The following is a 21791-nucleotide window of genomic DNA, read 5'->3' on the forward strand; positions in this document are numbered from 1 at the left end:
TCGACAACGTGTTTAAGCAAGTTATTGAAGTAACCGCAACATCAGCAATAAAGGTTCAGTATGAGCAACAGTATTTGTATTTTGTTGATGATATTGCTTGTGCAAAATTAAAACTGCACCCACATGCTTATTTGTGTGGGTTTGCTACAACAACGTCGAAGGTTGAAGCCCAAGCAAGAGCCTTATTGCAATCCAAACGCAAACCAGAGCACGTAGTAAAATTCGAATCTGATGTACCCTTTTCAGGATTCCTTGATGGCATTAATGCATTGACCTCAAGGACTCTCACAACGCAATCAGGAAAAAATAACTATTGGTTTATGCCGCAACATCAACCAAGAGTATTACAACTCGACTTTGAAGTATCAGGTCGTTATTCATCTCTGATCCTAGTGCAAGGGACTGAGTGCGAAAAAGCCAAGCCGTTACTTAATTCAGAGCAACTGTTTTTTGTTATTTGCGGAAACTCAATTGATGACGTTGTTGCACAGGCAAACCAGTGCCAGATAGAAATAGCCTCATCCCAAGAGCAGAATGACAACGTCATTTTAAATGATCGCAACCTAAGTCGGTACAACCCAAACGCCAAACTTGCACTTGTTCTTCAAGCTAAAAATATACCGCAGCTGGTTCAAGAACTTCAGCTCTTTTTCACTGCTGTATTAAATAATCGAAATCAAAAAAATTGGCAGTGGCAAACCCCTAACGGCAGCTGCTTCTTTGTGGGTGAGCACTTGAATAGAACAGGGCTGACTTTTGTTTATCCTGGAGTGGGAACAACTTACTCAAATATGCTATCTGAGTTGCACGAGTTCTTCCCTACGCTCTACCAAGAGTTAGATAAACAACTTGATTTAGCTGCCATGTTACAGACTAAAAGCTACTATTCTGATGATGTTTTACAACCAACGTTGAGCCAACAAGCGATCAGCGGTGTCGGTATCAGCTACTTATTCACTCGACTGCTTATCAATGAATTTAAAGTGAACCCAGATTTTGCGCTTGGCTATTCCATGGGTGAATCTGCCATGTGGGCCAGTTTAAATATTTGGAAACAGCCTGAAACATTAATTGAGAAAACCGCCGCCAGTGACATTTTTAATGAACTAATTTCTGGTGAACTTAAAGCGGTCAGAGATGAGTGGCAACTCAAAGCCGATGAACACATTGACTGGAACAGTTTTGTGATCCGAGCATCTGCTGCTGAAATAGGAACACTGATTCACGATTATCCAAAAGTTTACCTTGTGATTACCCAAGGTGAAACCAGTGTGATTGCGGGCGATGAACACCAATGCAAAGCCTTGTTACAACAACTTGGTAAACGTGGTCTTGCCAGTAATATGGTAACGGCAATGCACACGCCTGCATCTAAAAGGGTGAAACCACAACTTACTGTGTTTTATACGTTGCCATTAATAGCAACAGCAAGCAAAACTCAGTTCATCAGTGCATCATCAAATAAAGTGATTAACAGTCGAGATAATCATGCAATCGCTAAATCCATCTCTACAACCTTTACTGAACCGCTAGACTTTTCACAGACCATTGAAACTGCGAAACAGCACGGAAGTAATATATTCTTAGAAGTTGGCGCTGATCGCCAAACCGCCAGTATCATCGAAAAAATCACTAAAAACGATACTGAAATACACTGCCTTGCCATAAACAGTAAAGGTCAGCCAACCATCACCAGTTTATTAAAATGCATTGCACAATTGATTAGCCTTCGAGTGCCAATCTCGTTAGCTCCGCTGATGCATTGCGAAGAATTAAAAGGAAGCGTTTCAGTCCATGAATAAAATTGCCATTGTCGGACTTTCCGCACGTTACCCCCAAGCGAAAGATGCCAATCAGTTTTGGCAAAACTTGCTGAATAAAACCGATGCGCGCAGTCACTTAACGGCTGAAAAACTGGCCGCTAACCCTACGGATTATTCGGGGATACAAGGCGAATCAGACCGTTTTTATTGCGATCAGGGCGGCTACATTTCGAACTTCCATTTCGACGACTCAGGCTATCAACTGCCAGCAAATAAATTGAATGCCCTTGATGACAGTTTTCTATGGGCGTTAGATTGCAGTAAAAAAGCCTTACTGGATGCCAACATCGATTTAGCGGATGCCAGCTTAGCTCGTTGCGGTATCGTGATGGGCAGTTTGTCTTTCCCAACCGCTAAATCCAACGAAACCTTCTTACCGATATACCACAAAGCGGTTGAAAAAGGATTACAACAAAAATTTGAACAAGCCAATTTCAAGCTAACAGACTTTCAAGGGCAGCAAACGGTATACACCCGAAGTTCAAACGCCAAAAGTCACTTATCGATATCTCATAGTGCTTCGCACGTTATTCATCAAGCACTTGGCCTTGGTGGCAGTCAGCTCAGTTTAGATGCCGCTTGTGCCAGCTCGGTTTATGCCGTTAAGCTGGCTTGCGACTACCTCAATACTGGCAAAGCGGATTTAATGCTAGCCGGTGCAGTATCTGGTGCAGACCCTTTCTTTATCAATATGGGGTTTTCAATTTTTCACGCTTACCCAAAAAACGGGCAATCAGCACCTTTTGATGCAAACAGCCAAGGGTTATTTGCAGGCGAAGGTGCCGGCGTTATCGCTTTAAAACGTCTGAGTGATGCTGAACGTGACGGTGATAAAATTTACGCTGTAATCAGTGGTATAGGTCTATCAAACGATGGTAAAGGTCAATTCGTATTAAGCCCTAACTCTAAAGGGCAAGTACAAGCTTTTGAACGCGCATATGAATCTGCGCAAACACCAGCAAAAGATATCGAAGTGATTGAGTGTCACGCTACTGGAACACCATTGGGTGATAAAGTAGAACTCACCTCAATGGAGCAGTTTTTTACAGACAAGCTACAAGGTGAAAAAGCGCCGTTGATCGGTTCAGCTAAGTCTAATTTAGGCCATTTACTCACTGCGGCGGGTATGCCTGGGATCATGAAAATGATTTTCGCGATGGAAACCCAAACGCTGCCCGCCAGTATTAATCTCAGTGAAGCAATTCACTCGCCAAACCAACTGTTCAGTCATAACAACATACCGACTGAAACGACAGATTGGCCGGTAAAAGTAAATAATGACCGACGCCATGCGGGTGTTTCAGTGTTTGGTTTTGGTGGCTGTAATGCGCATATGCTGCTGGAAACTTATGTCGCTGGAGAGCAAAACAATACATCGATAACTCAACCAAAAATTGAGTTTTCTATCACTGGTATTGGTGCTCATTTCGGAAAATTTAGCAGTGTTAACCAAATTCATCAGGCCATCAAAGATAAACAGTCGGCTTTCATTGATGTGCCCCCGCTTCGTTGGAAAGGCCTACAGCACCATACCGGATTATTAAATGATTTCGGCTTAGCTCAAGTGCCTCTTGGTGGGTACATTGAAAATTTCGATTTTGATTTTTTACGCTACAAAGTTCCACCGAATGAAGACGACCGATTGATCGCACAGCAATTACTCTTGATCAAAGTTGCGGATGAAGCCATTCGTGATGCCAAGCTTGAAACAGGCAGTAAAGTAGCCGTGTTAGTCGCCATGGAAACGGAAGCAGAATTACACCAATTCCGTGGTCGAGTGAACCTGCATACTCAATTGGCGGCTAGCTTTACTGAGCATGGTATTTCAATGTCAGACGATGAATACCTGCAACTTGAAGCGTTATCAATGGATAGCGTGTTAGATGCTGCCAAGTTAAATCAATACACCAGTTTCATCGGCAATATTATGGCCAGTAGAATCTCATCTTTATGGGACTTCAACGGACCAGCTTTTACGATTTCAGCCGCTGAACACTCAGTAGCTCGCTGCTTAGATGTAGCAGAGAACATGATGAGCCAAGAACATTACGATGCCATCGTAATTGCGTCCGTAGATTTAACAGGAAGTGCAGAGCAAGTCATTGTTAATAACCAGTGCCATGACATCAATATCGTTCCAAATGCTGATTTAGATAAATGGAACATTGGTGAAGCTGCAGGTGCAGTAGTTCTGCAAACCTCTAATATCCAATCTAGCAGCTACGGAAGTGTGTCGAGTTTACGCTTTGTTCCTCAGCACGATCATTTAGATGAAACGGCTGAATCCATCATCGAACACAATAACGCCATTGAACACGGAATGAACGTCGACCAGCAACACCATTCTGCTCAGCAGCTATTCGGTCATACGTTTGCCGCATCCGGCATGACATCATTACTCAACAGCTTATTGGATTTACCACAACAAACGCAAAACTTAATACGGATACGCACTGAAGCCGAAAACCAATTTTCAGAATTTGTGGTGAATCAAAACGTTCAGCAACAAGACCAACTCATGTCTCGCTTGTCACAAGATCTTACTTGGAGCGACCAAAAACATTTAATTAAGACCGTCAACTTAGGTGGCAGAGATATTATCAAACATATTGTGGAAACCGATCTTACTGACATGGAACAACTCACATTAAAAATGAAGTCCATTACAGCACCAAAACAAATACAAAGTGAGCGAGAAATCAGCCCTGAAACCACAGCCTCTGACCTACAAGCTCTTATGAAAAATCAAACCCAAGCTCGTAATGCTCACCTTGCATTTTTGAAAACCAGAGCGCAAGGACTAAAAATTGCAGATACGTTGATGAAGCAACAATCTCGTTTGACTGAATCAAAGGAAAAGGCACTGGATACCCATTTCCATAGGTATGACGAGCAAGAGTACAGTCATCCACATTCACTGAGCAATATTCCAAGCTACACGCCTCCAATACCTGAACAAAAGCCGTGCATCTGGAATTATCACGACTTAGTGGAATACGCCGAAGGTGATATCGCCAAGGTGTTTGGCGATGAATACGCTGTTATCGACAACTATTCTCGTCGAGTACGTCTGCCAACCTCGGACTACTTACTGGTATCGCGAGTGACTAAGCTAGACGCCGCAGTCAACGAGTTTAAACCGAGCAAAATGACTACGGAATACGACATTCCTGTCGATGCTCCGTATTTAGTGAATGGTCAGATCCCTTGGGCTGTTGCAGTTGAATCCGGTCAATGCGATTTAATGTTGATCAGTTATTTGGGGATTGATTTTGAAAACCAAGGTGAGCGAGTCTACCGCTTATTAGATTGCACCCTCACCTTCCTGGGTGATTTACCACGTGGCGGTGACACCTTACGCTATGATATTTCTATTAATCATTTTGCTCGTAATGGCGACACTTTACTGTTTTTCTTCAGCTATGAGTGCTTTGTTGGCGATAAAATGATTTTGAAAATGGACGGTGGTTGCGCTGGCTTCTTTACAAATCAAGAATTGGCAGACGGCAAAGGCGTAATACGAACTGAAGATGAAATTAAAACTCGTCATCTGGCATTAAATAATTCAAATAAACAAAAATTTGAGCCGTTATTACATTGCTCACAGACACAGTTTAATTATCAGCAGATCCAACACTTACTCCATGGTGATATTGCCACTTGTTTTGGTGGAGAACACCATCACCACCAAAACACTCATGGTGAACAAACTGCGTTAAGTTTTGCCTCACAGAAATTTTTGATGATCGAGCAAATTAATCAGCTTGAAATACATGGTGGTGCTTGGGGGTTAGGCTTTGTCGAAGGCGAAAAGCAATTAGCGCCAAATCACTGGTATTTCCCTTGTCACTTCAAAGACGATCAAGTAATGGCTGGTTCACTCATGGCTGAAGGCTGTGGTCAATTGCTGCAATTCTTTATGCTCCACTTGGGCATGCACACCCAAAGTAAACAAGGTCGCTTTCAACCATTAAAAGATGCCTCGCAAAAAGTACGCTGTCGTGGCCAAGTGCTGCCGCAGCATGGCACCCTCACCTACCGTATGGAAGTCACTGAAATTGGGCTGCTACCTCAGCCGTATGCCAAAGCTAATATCGACATTTTACTGAATGGAAAAGTGGTCGTTGATTTCCAAAATCTAGGTGTAATGATCAAAGAAGAGCCGAGCTGTACAAGATATAACAATTCGTCTGCACTGCAATCACTCGACTTTGGGAGCGTACCAAATGCACCATTGATGGCTCAAATTGCCGATACACAAGCGCCAACCAATAAAGGCGTAGTGCCGATTAAACATATTGAAGCCCCAATTTGTTCTGATTACCCAAATCGAACACCAGACACGCTACCATTCACGCCATATCACATGTTTGAATTTGCTACAGGTGACATTGAAAAATGTTTTGGTAGCGATTTTGATATTTATCGAAATCTAATTCCTCCACGCACGCCTTGCGGTGATCTACAACTAACAACTCGTGTAATTGACATCAAAGGTAAGCGTGGTGATCTGAAAAAACCAGCGTCATGCATTGCTGAATATGAAGTGCCTGAGGATGCTTGGTATTTTAAAAAGAACAGCTTTGCCAGCCAGATGCCTTACTCTATTTTGATGGAAATTGCGCTGCAACCAAATGGTTTCATTTCAGCATGGATGGGCACAACCTTAAAATTCCCGAAGGATGAGCTGTTCTTCCGTAACCTTGACGGCTCAGGTACTTTACTTCGTGAAGTCGATTTACGAGGTAAAACCATTACCAATGATTCAAGACTGTTATCAACAGTAATTTCAGGTAGTAATATTATCCAAAGTTTCACCTTCGAACTAAGCACAGATGGCAAGTCTTTCTTTAAAGGCAGCGCAGTATTTGGATATTTTAAAGAGCAAGCGTTAATCCACCAACTCGGTTTAGATAATGGTAAAGCTCAGCAAGCATGGCATGTCGAAAATGGCATTGCAGCTGACAGAGTTATCAACCTGTTAGATACTCAAAATCGAAGCTTCATTGCGCCACAAGACCAGCCACATTACCGTTTGGCTGGCGAGCAGCTTAATTTTATCGACAAAGTAGAAATTGTTGAGAAAGGCGGTAAAGCTGATAAAGGTTATCTGTATGCAGAGCGCACGATTGATGCGAGCGATTGGTTCTTCCAGTTCCACTTCCATCAAGATCCGGTAATGCCTGGCTCATTGGGCGTTGAAGCGATTATTGAATTGATGCAAACCTACGCCATTGAAATGGATTTAGGTAAAGACTTTATCAACCCTAAATTTGGGCAAATCTTGTCTGAAGTAAAATGGAAATATCGCGGCCAAATTACACCGCACAATAAACAAATGTCGCTCGATGTTCATATTACCGATATCACGCGCCAAGCTGATAAACTTATCATTGTTGGTGATGCGAATATAAGTAAAGATGGCTTGCGAATTTATGAAATTACAGATATCGCCATTTGTATTGAAGAGACTGAGAAATAAAGGAACAATAATGACATTACAACTCGACAATAATAACAAACTCAGTCCATGGCCTTGGCAAATTGATGAATCCGAGCTTCAGTTTGCTACAACTGAACTCGCCAAAGCATTAAAGGATTTAAACCAGCCTTGTTACTTGGTCAATCACAGCGAAAAAGGTTTAGGTGTATCGCATCAAGCCAATATTGTGATCCCTTCATACCAAGTGCTCGACAATCAATACCCTGTCAGTGCTTTTGCACCTGCGTTAGGCACTGAAAGTTTAGGTGACAGTAACTTCCGCCGAGTGCATGGTGTCAAATACGCTTATTATGCTGGCGCAATGGCAAACGGCATTGCCTCGGAAGAACTGGTAATAGCCTTAGGTCAAGCTGGCATCTTATGTTCATTTGGCGCAGCTGGATTAATTCCAAGTCGTGTTGAATCAGCAATTAAGCGCATTCAACAAGCCTTACCAAACGGTCCTTATGCTTTTAACTTAATCCATAGCCCAAGTGAGCCTGCACTTGAATGGGGAAGTGTTGAGCTGTATGTGAAACATAAAGTGCGAACGGTCGAAGCCTCAGCATTTCTAAAGTTGACGCCACAAATCGTTTATTATCGTGCAGCTGGTTTAAGCCAAGATCAGCAAGGTAATATTCATATCGCTAATAAAGTGATTGCCAAAGTAAGCCGTACAGAAGTGGCTAGTAAATTTATGGCACCTGCGCCTGAAAAAATTCTGCAAAAATTGGTAGACGAAGGCCTAATTTCAACAGAACAAATGCAACTGGCGCTTGAAGTGCCAATGGCGGATGACATTACCGCAGAAGCGGACTCTGGCGGTCACACTGACAATCGCCCATTGGTGACGCTATTGCCAACTTTGCTTGCACTCAAAGATGAAATGCAGGTTAAATATAACTACCCTACACCACTTCGTGTTGGTGCTGGCGGCGGCATTGGTACACCTGATGCGGCACTCGCAGCATTTAATATGGGCGCTGCCTTTATAGTTACAGGCTCCATCAACCAAGCTTGTATTGAAGCGGGTGCAAGCGAGCATACTCGTAAACTGCTTTCTACTACTCAAATGGCTGACGTTGCAATGGCACCAGCGGCTGACATGTTTGAAATGGGCGTAAAACTGCAAGTGGTAAAACGTGGTACTTTATTCCCCATGCGTGCTAATAAGCTTTATGAAATTTATACTCGTTATGATTCAATTGAAGTCATTCCTGCAGACGAAAAACAAAAGCTTGAACAGCAAGTATTCCGTTCATCGCTGGAAGATATTTGGCAAGGTACTATTGAACATTTTAATGAGCGCGACCCAAAACAAATTGAGCGTGCATTAGATAATCCTAAACGTAAGATGGCACTCATTTTCCGCTGGTATTTAGGGCTTTCAAGCCGCTGGTCTAATATCGGTGAAACCGGCCGTGAAATGGATTATCAAATATGGGCTGGCCCTGCACTTGGCGCATTTAACGCTTGGGTAAAAGGTTCATATTTAGATGATTATACAAAACGTGAAGCGACAGATTTGGCCCGTCATATAATGGTTGGTGCAGCCTATCAAGCGAGAATCAATTTATTGCAGTCTCAAGGTACATTGATTCCTTTGGCGCTGCAAAGATGGAAGCCTGAGTTTTAATTTCGCTACGAATAAGCTTGAGGCAGTCTGCTTTTTTGTTTTCCAACTTGCACTGCCTCAATAACCTCTTGTTTAATATTTAACGCCCCTCTCTGGAGTATAAATTTTTGACACCAATCTGGCCGGCTCTTTAAAACAGTTTCAAAACAATCAAGACTACATTCTTTGAAATCAGAGCCATACAATACCATTGCATGTTGATGAATACTTTTATAATCTGCCGTACCAGCTTTTGATACCCTTACTGCTGCATGTCCTTTTACTCGCTCAGTAACTTCAGGCATTATAGACTGACATTGATACTTACTGGATAGCGTTGACACCCACTCAGGCTGATCCTGTAAAGCGTTTTTAAAATCAACTAATTCGTAGGTACGAATTGCTGATGATAACCCTTGAGCATGCTTGAACATATCAAGCCAATTCGGCTCTTCAGGTTTTGTGGTTGGTTTTAATTGAGTTTCTCTAGATGATGTTATAGGAGGTTGTAATGAAGCTTTTGAGTTAATTACTCTTTGGCTTGTTTTAAATTCATAACGTCTAATAGCAAGTTGTTGTAAGTCATTGTCTGAAAGTGTTTCTATTGACTCTGGATTAAAACTGGTTTTATATTGTTTAACAAACTCTTTGTATTCTGTTATTGCCATATCTTTAAAAACATCACATCGGCACTGTAGATTTTTCAAGGATATTGCATAATTTGGAGTTGCAGCTTTAGCTGTTTTATCGGGAAGTTTTTGCTCGACTTGAAGAGGGCTGTTTTTGACTTTTGATGCTTGTAAAGTTGAGCTATCTTTAGGCTGTCTAGCTTTGGTAGGTTCAACTCCTGATGAACTTTTTTTATATCCTTGAGCAAAACTAACAAATGCATCATAAACTACTACTGTATCAGGCTTTAAAGGACCTTTTTTTATTGCTTTTTGACTACGCTGATAAGCATACTCTCCATCTTTTACTACCATATTTATTTTAAACGTTACTTTGTCTCCCGCACGGTTTTGCACAGATAAATCCACAACAGCACAATTAGTTTTATCCAGTTCAGCTAAAAGATTGTGAGTAGCCTCACTTTTCGAGGTTGAAGTAAAAGTTTTTGTTTCAAAGTCAACTTTCCCTCCAATAGAATGCCCACCTTGTGCAACCGCCATTACAAACTCCAATTAGTAATTTAATAGAACAGTTCTAGCAGAATTAAACAAAGGTGTTAAATTAATTGCAATTAATTTATTTTAATAATACGCCACAAGTTGAACAATAGAGACGTTGATAGTTAGTTTTTTACCCTTCTGGCTAGGCGCAATAAGCCTTGATACTTAATAAATACTTGTCCAGCCAAATTAAACTAAATATCATCTAGTTTTCATCGAATCGAAATGTTATTTGATAGCATATTTGAGAATATAAATTGTATTTTCATAAACTTACTAATCCATGACGTATGCATCTACAGGATTATATAAAGAAATAATCGTAAAATGGGATGATGTGAACAATCATCTCATTAATTGGAATGATGATGAATTTCATGAATCATGTCGAGCTCAAGATATTGATTTAAACAACCACCTTTTTACGATTACTAGAGTTAGTAAATCAGAGCAGAAATACGCCATTACTTTTTTTAATCACGTCGAGCAGGCTCAACAAAAAACTCATGATTCAAAACATCTTCCTTTAAGACTTGAAACACAATTAGATTACCGTCAGCAGTTTGAGACGCAAATTCAACAAGGCAATTACACTAAATCATCGAAAAAAAATGGCAAGACAAGCAAAGCTCAAGCGACGCAAAAAAGTAGGCCACTCAAACCAGATTTAAGGAGTGCTTTATCATTTACAGAAATTTGGAAAATGATTGAGAATGAAAATTCGCTGGTGGTAATGGACTTAGATGAAACTCTAGTTAAGAATCCTCCATTGAATATCGATAGCAAAGCAGTGATAAAGACTATGACTGCGTTTATATCATTGATGACAATATGACTAACATACTTACAATGCAATTAGCATGTCATGCAAAGGGGTTAAGAACTGTAGGTATTCATTATCTGGGGCTTATTCCGCAAAAACATTTTAACTTTAAAAGAGAATTGGCTCTCGATAGAAACGAGTCAGAGTTTAATTTAGATTCAACCTATGATGATGTTTATAAAAAATATCCATTTTGGGGAAATGAATGGGCTAAATATCGTCAAGCACAAGAAGCTTCAGATAACAAAGGCACAGCTGCTTCCGAAGCTTTCAGCCAGTTTACAGTTACCGAGTCTTGAAGAAAGTAGTTGATGCTGACACACCAAGCTGTCGTTACTGCATTGCTATTTGCAAAAGGTTCTACGAATATAGCAGATGTTTCAGAATGCTTGTGAGCGTGAATCAGTTAACTCAATCGGTGAATAACTTCTGAACGGTCACTCCCCATAAGATTGTTTATCGTTGACAATAAAAAAACCAGTCAAGTAAATTGACTGGTTTTTAAATGACTTGAGCTCAATCAAGATTACAAAGCAATATTGTTGATTCTTGCCTTCTCTTTAATATGAGGAATCAAAGATTTAGCATGCTTACCAACTTGTTTATCACTCAAAGAATTTCGAAACTTGCGCTATAAAGTTCACGATTGTCCTCATCAAACATTAACGTAACATTGTACAGTTGAGTTTCATATTCAACTTGATTATCCATTTCTATGGCTGTTTCATCAAATAAGTGCTTAAGTTCATTATAAGATTTCAATACATTAATCTCGCCGAAACTCCATGTTGGTTTATATAATTTCGAAATAGAAGTATCTGGAAGTGCATTATCTAAAAAAGTAATCTTAGCTAAATTACCATGCTTAAATGACAACAAAGTGTGTTGATCAAATAAATAAGCAACAGACTGATCATCTGTGTACGCTTTGGCAATTGGCTCACTCATTGCCTTCAATACATTTGATACTGAATGCGTATTACTCTTCACTAACGCATTTATTTTATGAAGACCTGAACCAACTTCCAAACTTGAAATCGTAAAGTCGTGATGTCCATTCGATAAACTAATTGCATCTAAAGACTTATTTTTTTTATTCTCATGAAAGTTAGTAGATTCAAAAAACTCAGCGGTTAATTTACGCTCTGATTGGCTGAACTCAAATGTATCTTTTATTCGTTTAGCTGACTTAAGGTGCTTTTTGAAATCTTGATACCCACCTTTGTAAGGGATAATGCTATTTACTTTCCACTGCTTGTCATCGAAAAAAGGTAAAAACTCTAATTGATTCAAAAGCTCATACGACAGTTCAGACGTTTTTGTACTGAATCTAACAAGTTTATTGTCAAAAAAGTAAAACCAATGTGCTCTTCCAAAACCTAAAATACTGTAGTTTTGATTCTGGAGTTGTATAGAAGGAAGACCTAAAGTATTGATAAGTGTTTCTATTGAATCATTCAATTTGACACCATAAACCCCTTCAGCAATGGAGACACTGTTGCTCTTTATCTTCGGGCGGGTTTGCTTATCCTGATCTAGGATAAATTCATATGAAAATATCTGTTTTTTTGAGTTAGACAAAGCTGCAATGTGTCTATTTCCATTACTAGCAATAGGAGTTGGTTGATTTTTAAAACCGAGAGATAAATCACAATCTTTATAAAGCATAGCCTTATAACTCAACTTTAAGATAGAGTCATATTTTGTCGATTTCAATGCATTAACAGGAACAGAACTCAGCAGACTATTTTTATCAGTTAGTACAATTGCATTACTTCCTAAATTCGCAGCCTTTTCTTTTATACTTTTAATGAGTTCTGATTGTAATTTACTGGCAATTTCACGGTTTTCATCGCTATTTTCCGTCGCTTTTACAGCTTTTTTTACCGTGATAGTTTCTGCTCGCTCATCAGAACACAACGGATAATTATCCAAAACAATGGGAGAGATCGATGCCTCAACGTTAAGGGAAACACACACTAATACAATTAGAGAGGTTAAGCGCATTCTTATATCCTTATAATTTTGCCTGAGATTTAGGTAATTAAAATGTAAATACACGACAAGACATTAAGTTATCTAATAACTCATTGAAAAACAATAAATATACAAATAAATACACTTAAATAATTCTACATTTAGAAATATAAAACTGAGGAGAGGTATGAAAAATGTTTAAAAGCTTTGTATGCACATAAAAAAAGCCAGTCATTAACTTGACTGGCTTTTTGTAACTCGATAACTCTGAGCTTTATTTAAATCAGCTTATAGAGTGATGTTGTTGATTCTAGCTTTTTCTTTAATATAAGGAATCAAAGATTTAGCATGCTTACCAACTTGTTTATCACTTGTGGCCAACTTAGCATTGTTATAAGCACGTTTATATTGCTTTAAACCTAAGTAAGCATTAGCAAGTTCAAAGTGAGCTTTGCCTTTTGCTTTTAAACCTGATTTAAGCGCAGTATTAAATGCTTTGATTGCATCTGAATAGCGCTGAACAATAGTCAACAGTTGACCTTGCTTCATATAAAGACTTGCATCTTTAGTAATATCAGCAGCCTGACCGAAGTACTTCGCAGCAGTTCTAAAATCTTTTGCACCTTGATAAAAACCCGCTAACATTTTTATATTAGCTTCATTTTTTTCAATCACACCAGATTTCATATGCTTCTCAAAAAGCTTAGCCGCATGATACGGAGCTTCTTGAGACATCAACTGAGAAAGCTTAGTGATATCAGATTTAGATTCAATAAAACCAGCTTTATAAGCTAAATCATAAGTCTGAAGTGATTTCTTGTAGTTTTCAGTTGCTAGATAAAACTGAGCTAACTGTTTCCAAAAAGAAGGATCACTAGGGAATAACTGAACAGCCGTTTCCAGTACTTTTACCGCATTCTTCAACTGTTTCTTGTTGTAGTATGCGTTAACTTTTATGTTATAAAAGTTCTTATTTGGCTTTTCAGAAGCTTTAATCCCTTTATCAGCTGTTTTTAGCGCATTATCCCAATCTTTAATTTGAGAATATGAAGCAGCCAATAAACGATAAATATCAGCGTCTTCTTTACAGCTAAAAGCTAACCATTTGTTAAAGTACTTAATGCCTTCTTTAAACTTTTCAGTTTGAACAGCAATAATACCAACAAGTTTCAAGGTATCCGCATGTTCAGTACCGCCAAGGACATCTAAATCTGCCGCTTGCTTTAATTGAACATATGCTTTATCGAGTTGATTTTTATCAGCGTAAAAGTTACCCAACATTCTAGCTACTGAGGCTTTATCGAAATCCTTTTTAGCGTCTACTTCAAGAAGTATCGCTAAGGCTTCATCAATATTACCTTCAGTATAAGCTTTATAAGAACGTTGAATCTTCTTACCCGCTGACTGACCAACTGCTTGGTTTTTACGCGTTTCAATCGGACATTTCTCAGCAGCAACGGTTGTTGTTGCCACTGCCATCGCACCAAAAGAAAGCATAACAGCAGCTGCAAATTTATTTAATTTTGCCATTTCTGTTATTTCCCTTGGTTCAATGTAAAGTCTAAGCGAATTTTCAAACCAGTACGCTTTTTAGGCTTACCATCAACAATTTGCGGTTTGTACTTCCACTTACGTAGAGTACGGCGAGCTGATTTGTTAAAAATACGCTTTGGTTTCGCCTCGATAACCTTTATGTCCTCTACACCACCAGATGTGTTAATAGAGAAGCTTAGTACTACATAACCTTCTTTACCATCACGTTGCGCTTGTGGCGGATATTCAAGTGCTGTACGAACAATCGGAGTTACATCACCGTCACGTGTCATCATATTGCCAAGTTTAAAGCCACCACGTGATGCACTAGTATTCACACCATTTGGGTTAAAGTTTAAACTCGTGTCAATGCTTGACGACGTGTCAGGTGGTGGTAACTCTGGTTTAGGTGGCTGCTCAGGCGGAGTAGGTGGCTTAGGTTTAACCCTTTGCTTTTCCTGTACCGATGCGTCCTGACGCTCCATGCTGATCTGAATCTGTGGAGATTCCACTTTCTCAGTGTGGCGGCCTGCGCCACCACCAACTAAGAATGCCATGAAGACAAACAGGGCAAAGGTAACAGCACCACCAATTATGACTGATACTATTCCTCTGAACATATATTAATCCTTCCCTGCTGATACAAACACTTTGTCAACACCCGCTTTCTTAACACTGTCAAGAATCTTAACAACAATGCCATGTTCTGCGGCTTTATCAGCCTCGATCATCACAGCTGCATCAGGTGTTTCTGCCAGCATACGCTCAACGTTTGCTGCCACACGTTCGATATCGACGTTACGGTTTTCCATTTTAACCACGCCCGTCTTGCTTACACCAATAAAGATGTTAGAAGAAGGTTGTTTCGGAGCCGAACTCGCTTCAGGTTTTTCATAATCAAGACCAGAAGGCTTGATAAATGATGTTGTCACGATGAAGAAAATCAGCATGATAAATACGATGTCGAGCATCGGAGTCATATCAATTTGCGCTTCATCCTCAACGCTTGAATGCTTTTTACGTGCCATATTCAATCTCTCTCTAATGGTGTGGCAAGCTATCTTTTAGCTTCTCGATGCTGATTTTCATTTTTGCGTCTAAACGTGTGCTAAAGAACACACCCGATAACGCTGCAACCATTCCTGCCATTGTTGGCATGGTTGCCATAGAAATACCAGCTGCCATCATACGAGCGTTACCCGTACCATGTACTGCCATCACATCGAATACTGTAATCATCCCGGTTACTGTACCCAGTAGACCAATCATTGGACATACTGCGACCAGTGTTTTGATGATAAGCATTCCCGCATGTAGTTCTTGTTTGGCTTGGGATACCCAAGCTTCACGAATGCGATGTGCGTACCAAGAGGTAGAATCCTCTCTCTTTTCCCAAGCTTGGATTACTGCTTTATGTTTCGCTGGTGATACCCAATTTAGATACCAGTAGCGCTCAAGCATTAACACCCACATTAGAAATAGTACGCCCGCAACCAACCAAAGGACATCGCCTCCGGCGGCCATGAAGCCCCTGACGGAATCCCAGACGTCCATCAGGAATAGCATCATTAGTCAGCCCTCTTCTCAGCGTGCTCGGCAACAAGACCTGCACTCTGCTCTTCAATAATTTGAACTACAGATTTACTCTTAGCAGTAACAATTGCATGTAAAAGCATTAGAGGTAGTGCAGCAATCAAACCTTGTACCGTTGTAATCAATGCCATTGAAATACCACCAGCCATCAGTTTAGGGTCACTCGTACCAAATAACTGAATTGTTTGGAATGTGGCAATCATACCCGTTACTGTACCTAATAGACCCATCATAGGTGCGATAGCAGCGAATACTTTGATGATTGAAATACCACTTTCTAAGCTCGGCGTTTCTTTTAGAATTGCTTCATCAAGTTTCAGCTCAAGTGTTTCAACATCAGCATTCTTGTTATCGTGGTAAGCCTTAAGTACGCGACCTAATGGGTTGTTACCTGGATTTTCAAGATTCTTACGTTGAGCCTTAACTTTAGCGCCAGTGCTATACAGTGTTACTAATTTGAATAGTGAAATTAGCGCACCAACAACAAGAAGACCAATGATGATGTAACCAATTGGGCCACCCGCTTCGATACGGTCTTCAATTGATGCTTTCTGAGTGAAAACATTCAAAAGTGTGCCACGAGCAGGGTCAACAAATAATTTTGCAAAACCAGAAGTAGTGCCTAAGAAGTTTTTAACACTTGACTCTTGCTCACTACCTGGTTGTTGACCTAATTGCTGAATCAGACCTAAAGAGTCGTTATAAACAACATACTGATCGTCAGCTAATAAGTTAAATGGACCAACACGTGTTACTTTAGTGTTTTTAACGTTACCATCGATGCTGGTCACGTCGGCATTAAAGCTAACAATTTTACCTTGCTGAACCATTTCGAAAAGCTGTGCTTCCCAAAACTTTTCTAGCTCGTTGATTTTTGGTAGCTGCTTACGAGCACCCAATTCTGCGATAAACTTTTCGCGGCCAGGATACTGAGCTGTAATGTTTGAAGAACCAAGTTTACCAGCAAAATCACCGGCTTCACCTTTAACAACACCAAACATCTCACCCAAGTCACCTTGAGCTGTGATTAGGTCAGCTTCTAACTGTGCAGTTTTACGCTCGTTATCTAGAAAGCGTTGGTTTAAATCTTTACCACGTTGCTTTTCATTTGCAAGAGCACGTTTCTCACGCTTCACAAGTGAAGTTTTATCAGCGCGTTCTGCGCGGAATTCAGCTTCGCGCTTTTTATTTACTTTGCCTTTTGCAGCACGGTCAGTTTGAACTTGCTTAAGCAGCTGATCAACCGAAGTTGGTGCATCCGCAGCAATTGCCATGCCTGCTGATAGCGAAAAGGTAGCTGCTAATAGTGCAGATGTAATTAACTTTTTCATTATTGAGCAGCCTCCGCAGCAGGGATTGGTAGAGCAAACATATCAGGTGCAGCTTGGCCACGTGCCTGACGGATGGCTTTTGTTACTTGACGGATATAACCATCATCTAACGCATCCCACGTCTTAGTTTCTTTGTTATAACGCCATGCTTGCTTTTGATCTAAGCTTTCAGCTACTAGAGCGATACGACCGAACTGAAGCATATCAACTAATACTTCTTTTCCATCTAGGTTTAGTTTAGCTTCATAGGCATTAGTACTTACACCGTATTCACGCTCGATGCTGTACGCATCAAGAATAAGACGGAATTTTTCAGCCAGAGTAACTTCAGCAGAATCAAGGAGGTTTTTAAGATTTTTAACACGATCTGTACGTACTTTCATGTTAAATGGAAGGTCAAGCTTGATAAAGTTATCTAGAGAATCAACCATTTTAAACATTAGCGGTACAACACCTTGACGAAGTGTATCAACACCATCGATGTCAGCTTGAATGCTGCGCATTGTTGTTTCTTGGTCTGCAACTAATTTTGCTACGTAGTCATTGTATGCTTTCAATGACTCACGCTCACCTGCAACTTGGTCATACTCAATTAGCATGTCCTGTGCTTGGTCAAAATATTTATTTACTTTTGCTTGTGAAGCTTTTGCTTCAGTAAAGATTTTTCCGTCTGCTTTTTGAGCGTCAGAAAGAGGATCAGCGGCTACTAGGTTGCTGCTTGCTAGTGCAAACAAACCAACCATAGCAGTAGCGATTTTCGTTCTATTGCTTACCTTGGACATAGTTCCCAACCAATTTGAAGTGAATTAAAAAGTGTTAACTTACTGTCAATGAAGCATTACTTCAACTAGAAGCAACCTTCAATCACGTAAGTACATCTTTCTTTTGTGATTGTTTTTATTTTCCCTTTTCTATGCGTTCTTTGGCATAGACCCGAGGGCATGATTCCACAAAACGTTGGCGGGTGTCAATATATGTATTCGACTATTCTACTTTTGTTGTAGTGGCTGGGTTGAACAAGGCATTTGAAGGGAAGTAATGCTCCAAACAAAAAAGAGCGATTGATAATTTTATTGGTTTTCTGATGAGCCACCAGCTTTATATTCTCTCAGCAACTTATTAGCTGAAGTTTGATCTTTTTCTCTTTGCAAACTTGTTGTACATCGTTTTTTTGCAATTCTCGAATGAACAGACTTCTCTCTCTTACATTTATAGCCCATCGATTTCAGTACAGACAATTGTTGCTCACTTGGTTCATTCTTAGCGTTCGACGTAGAATTACATGCAGTGAGAAACATAGCTATGCTTAAAATCGATAATCTTTTAGTCACACCCATATTAACTCCTTTTCTAATGAAAAAAAGCCAGCTAGATAGCTGGCTTTTTAATTTAAGTATTAAAAACTTACACTTACACTAGCGAATAATTTACGACCTATAGTATCGTAAGTTCCTGGTGCAGTATTAGCATTAAAGCCACTATGATAAAGGGGAGCTTCTTTATTGAACAAATTACTAATACCAATACTTACATCAATATTATTAGTAAATGAGTAGTTACCACTAATATCATGATAGAAAACTGAATCAGCAACATTGTCATAGCTAATTTCATTAGGTCTTAGAGCATCTGTTGTTTCACTAATATAGCGAATATCCCAATTAGCATTCCAGTCATCACCTGAGATGTTAAATGAAGTAGTGACTTTCCATTCTGGATATACATTAAATGTATATGCATTACCGACCATCTCACGCTTTAAGCCTAATTCTACCCAATTCTCTTCACGAGATATGTAATAAGTACCACTTAAACGTACACCGAAAGAATTGGCAAAGCCCCAATCTACATCTGAAGAAAAGTCAGCTTCAAAGTCAAGCCCTGATGAATCTAGTTCACCTACATTACCAAAAGCAAACGTCGCATCTGCTGGAAGACCGCCGTCGAGAGGGTTTCCATTAGTAGTTACAAATGCTGAACATGAAGTTGCCGTGTATCCTTCTGAATCCATACAACTGTTATAAAGTAATTGATAAGGTGTAGCACCAATCAAGTTATCAATCTCAATACTCCAGTAATCTAAACTTACATTAAAGCTTTCAAAAGTAGGAATATTGTAAACAACACCTAAGTTAATTGTTACTGACTCTTCAGGTTCCAAAGGCTTCTCTGGAGCTTTTGTTGTATAACCAGGCTGCCATGCGAAACCTAATTCCCCCGTGTAACCATCAGTATCACAATTAGCACGCTGGTTAGTAGACAAGTCATTTCTTAACTGAGCAAATTCACAAAGAGTATCAACTTGAGGGAATCCAGTTGAGTCACTTTGATTCATTTCTGAAATGTTTGGAGCTCGGAAACCTGTTGAATAGCCACCACGAATTTTCAATTCTTCAATTGGACGCCAATCTAAACCAATCTTATAATTCGTAGAGTCGTAATTCTCATCCTTATTATTCCTATAATCGGAATAACGAACAGCAGCTTCTATGCTGAATGTATCATGGATAGGGAGGTATGTTTCAGCGTAAAATTCAGAAACATTAAAAGAGCCGATTTGAGGATCACTTGCACCGCCAGTTGTTAGTCCTTCAGCTGCAAACTCATCAGGAATAAACTCACCATTCTCTTTGCGATATTCATAACCTACAGCCCATCCAATAGAGCCGCCAGGTAATTCCATATTTGGAAGTTCGTCACCTGATAACGTCGCAATTAAATGACGCATCTGCCCTTTACTATAATCTTTGATTGAATTAGCACTCAAGTACGCCATTTGCTCATCTGAAATTGCACCAAAGTCAGCAAATGGATCTAATTCACCTACTGCTGCACAATCTGGGTCTGCAGCACACGACTCTGCATTAACGATAGTTTGCCAACGATCTTTTCGGTGATAGTTTTTAGTATTATCTAATTGTTCATTATATGCATGAGTATATGAGATATCCCAGAAAACGCCTTCGCTCAACTCGCCCTTTATACCAGCCAGCATGCGGTAAGTGTTGGCTGATTGCGTAAATAATCGTCCACCTGACTCAGTAAAACGACGGTTAATCCATACACCTTGCAAATCATCTCTACTAGCTTGAGCGTCAGCTAAGCTACCTGAAGAAAAATCAACTCCCCATGGATTGGAATCTGCAGAGTTAAATGGGTTATTCGTATTACCCCATACTATCTGGTCATCTCCTCTACCGAAAGATGCGTCAGGCGCCAATCGCTGATGAGAGGTACGATGTGTATAGAGGCCATCCATATAGACTGTTGTTGTCTCTGATATATCATAAGAGCCATTCAAAGCGAATTGATAACGATCATTTGGTGTAATCAATGCGTTAACTGGGGCGTAATTATAAACATCTGTTGCCGCAACAAATGGACGTACTTCTCCAGTTGTTGCATCTACTATCCAGTTACCTGTATCAGGGCCACCGGCAGCTACAATAGCATCTCGCTGAGCTCGATTTAATCTAATCGTTCTTGAGTTTGAGCTTCCGCTCGGGTTAGCCTTGAAGCCAACAATATTTCCATTCTCATCTTCTATTGGACCAGAGAAAAGTGCATCATGAGCCCAAGCCCTTTGCTCCTGTTTTAACTCTTCTTGGGAGTTATATTCAATCGCAACATTTAACTTACCTTTTTCGCTAGCAGTGCCCATTAGTACTGAGAATGTTTTCTGTTTAGCGTCAAACTCATTCATTCCTGCGCCATAACTAGCATTGAACTTAACTCCTTCAAAATCATCTTGAAGAATAATGTTCACTACACCAGCGATAGCATCCGTACCATAAATTGTAGAAGCACCATCTTTAAGAACATCGATGCGCTTAACCATCGCAAGAGGAATTTGGTTTAAATCAACAGCACCATCACCATTTACATCTCCAATGGTTCTTTTACCATTAACGAGAACGAGTGTTCTATTAAAACCAAGGCCACGAACGTCAATTTTTTTAGCACCATCGTTACCATTGTTCGTTGTTGCACCGAGTTGAAAACCAGAAGTAGCCGGAATATATTTTAAAAACTCATCAACACTTGTAGCACCTGTTCTTGAAATATCAGAAGCATCAAAACTTGAAATTGGACTTGCAGAATCAAATTCAGCTCGTTGAATTCGAGAACCTGTGACTGAAATACGCTCTACACCTTCTTCTTCACTTTCCGCTGCAAAAGAAGTAGGAATTGATATAGCTGCTGTTGCAGCCCCGCTAAGTAAAGCTAAACGAATAGACTTCACTAGTCTCTCATTTTTAAACATTCTTTATCTCCCTGGACATATTATGTCTTTTGTTGTGCTGCCATTATTATTGGCAGTTATTTCAACCCTAAATGCAACATTTGTTACTTAAAGGTGATGAATAATGCAATAAAATCACATATGAAACATATTATCAACATATTGATAATATAATTTACATCAATCAATCATAAATGAACTT

14 protein-coding genes and 1 pseudogene are annotated in these 21791 nt (G+C 39.9%); 5 read left to right on the forward strand and 10 right to left on the reverse strand.

Annotated features, from left to right (window positions below; genetic code table 11):
- The first annotated feature begins 320 nt into the window (after positions 1–320).
- The 3 genes and pseudogenes from JQC92_RS04260 (at position 321) to JQC92_RS04270 (ending at position 8941) form a co-directional block, all read left to right on the forward strand.
- Positions 321–1802 carry a PfaB family protein gene (locus JQC92_RS04260; RefSeq protein ID WP_239480360.1) on the forward strand — a complete coding sequence of 494 codons (1482 nt, stop codon included), beginning with the start codon at positions 321–323 and terminating at the stop codon, positions 1800–1802.
- A pseudogene (locus tag JQC92_RS04265) lies at positions 1783–7305 on the forward strand (hotdog fold thioesterase); the annotation flags it as partial. The gene JQC92_RS04260 and the pseudogene JQC92_RS04265, both read left to right, overlap by 20 nt.
- Before the next feature lie 10 nt (positions 7306–7315).
- Positions 7316–8941, forward strand: a complete 1626-nt coding sequence (locus JQC92_RS04270; protein WP_204998484.1) for a PfaD family polyunsaturated fatty acid/polyketide biosynthesis protein — start codon at positions 7316–7318, stop codon at positions 8939–8941.
- Positions 8942–8946: 5 nt separating this feature from the next.
- Here the strand turns inward: JQC92_RS04270 and JQC92_RS04275 are convergent, their stop codons facing one another.
- On the reverse strand, positions 8947–10089 hold the full coding sequence (locus tag JQC92_RS04275) for a hypothetical protein (RefSeq protein ID WP_204998485.1): 1143 nt from the start codon (positions 10087–10089) through the stop codon (positions 8947–8949).
- A gap of 337 nt (positions 10090–10426) precedes the next feature.
- Here JQC92_RS04275 and JQC92_RS04280 point away from each other — a divergent pair, with 337 nt between their 5' ends.
- Both JQC92_RS04280 and JQC92_RS04285 read left to right on the forward strand, forming a co-directional pair.
- Positions 10427–10924 (forward strand): hypothetical protein, encoded by a 498-nt coding sequence (locus JQC92_RS04280; protein WP_204998486.1) that lies wholly within the window; start codon positions 10427–10429, stop codon positions 10922–10924.
- A complete protein-coding gene (locus JQC92_RS04285; RefSeq protein WP_204998487.1) occupies positions 10921–11211 on the forward strand; it encodes a hypothetical protein in 291 nt (96 codons plus the stop codon). The genes JQC92_RS04280 and JQC92_RS04285 overlap by 4 nt, the downstream gene beginning before the upstream one ends.
- A gap of 310 nt (positions 11212–11521) precedes the next feature.
- Here JQC92_RS04285 and JQC92_RS04290 read toward each other — a convergent pair whose 3' ends face one another.
- The 9 genes from JQC92_RS04290 to JQC92_RS04330 form a co-directional block, all read right to left on the reverse strand.
- Positions 11522–12919 carry a hypothetical protein gene (locus JQC92_RS04290; RefSeq protein WP_204998488.1) on the reverse strand — a complete coding sequence of 466 codons (1398 nt, stop codon included), beginning with the start codon at positions 12917–12919 and terminating at the stop codon, positions 11522–11524.
- Positions 12920–13177: 258 nt separating this feature from the next.
- Positions 13178–14419 carry a tetratricopeptide repeat protein gene (locus JQC92_RS04295; RefSeq protein ID WP_204998489.1) on the reverse strand — a complete coding sequence of 414 codons (1242 nt, stop codon included), beginning with the start codon at positions 14417–14419 and terminating at the stop codon, positions 13178–13180.
- A 5-nt stretch (positions 14420–14424) separates the two neighbouring features.
- On the reverse strand, positions 14425–15042 hold the full coding sequence (locus JQC92_RS04300; RefSeq protein ID WP_204998490.1) for an energy transducer TonB: 618 nt from the start codon (positions 15040–15042) through the stop codon (positions 14425–14427).
- Positions 15043–15045: 3 nt separating this feature from the next.
- Entirely contained in the window at positions 15046–15450 is a 405-nt protein-coding gene (locus tag JQC92_RS04305; protein WP_204998491.1) for an ExbD/TolR family protein, read from the reverse strand.
- A 13-nt stretch (positions 15451–15463) separates the two neighbouring features.
- Entirely contained in the window at positions 15464–15991 is a 528-nt protein-coding gene (locus JQC92_RS04310) for a MotA/TolQ/ExbB proton channel family protein (protein WP_204998492.1), read from the reverse strand.
- Complete coding sequence (locus tag JQC92_RS04315) at positions 15991–17346, reverse strand: MotA/TolQ/ExbB proton channel family protein (RefSeq protein WP_204998493.1); 1356 nt, start codon at positions 17344–17346, stop codon at positions 15991–15993. The genes JQC92_RS04310 and JQC92_RS04315 overlap by 1 nt, the downstream gene beginning before the upstream one ends.
- Positions 17346–18128, reverse strand: a complete 783-nt coding sequence (locus JQC92_RS04320) for a DUF3450 domain-containing protein (protein WP_204998494.1) — start codon at positions 18126–18128, stop codon at positions 17346–17348. The genes JQC92_RS04315 and JQC92_RS04320 overlap by 1 nt, the downstream gene beginning before the upstream one ends.
- 288 nt (positions 18129–18416) lie before the next feature.
- On the reverse strand, positions 18417–18683 hold the full coding sequence (locus tag JQC92_RS04325) for a hypothetical protein (RefSeq protein ID WP_204998495.1): 267 nt from the start codon (positions 18681–18683) through the stop codon (positions 18417–18419).
- A gap of 59 nt (positions 18684–18742) precedes the next feature.
- Positions 18743–21610: a TonB-dependent receptor plug domain-containing protein gene (locus JQC92_RS04330; protein ID WP_204998496.1), complete on the reverse strand. Its 2868-nt coding sequence runs from the start codon at positions 21608–21610 to the stop codon at positions 18743–18745.
- Positions 21611–21791 lie beyond the last annotated feature (181 nt).

Source organism: Parashewanella hymeniacidonis (genome assembly GCF_016900895.1).
GTDB classification, from domain to species: domain Bacteria; phylum Pseudomonadota; class Gammaproteobacteria; order Enterobacterales; family Shewanellaceae; genus Parashewanella; species Parashewanella hymeniacidonis.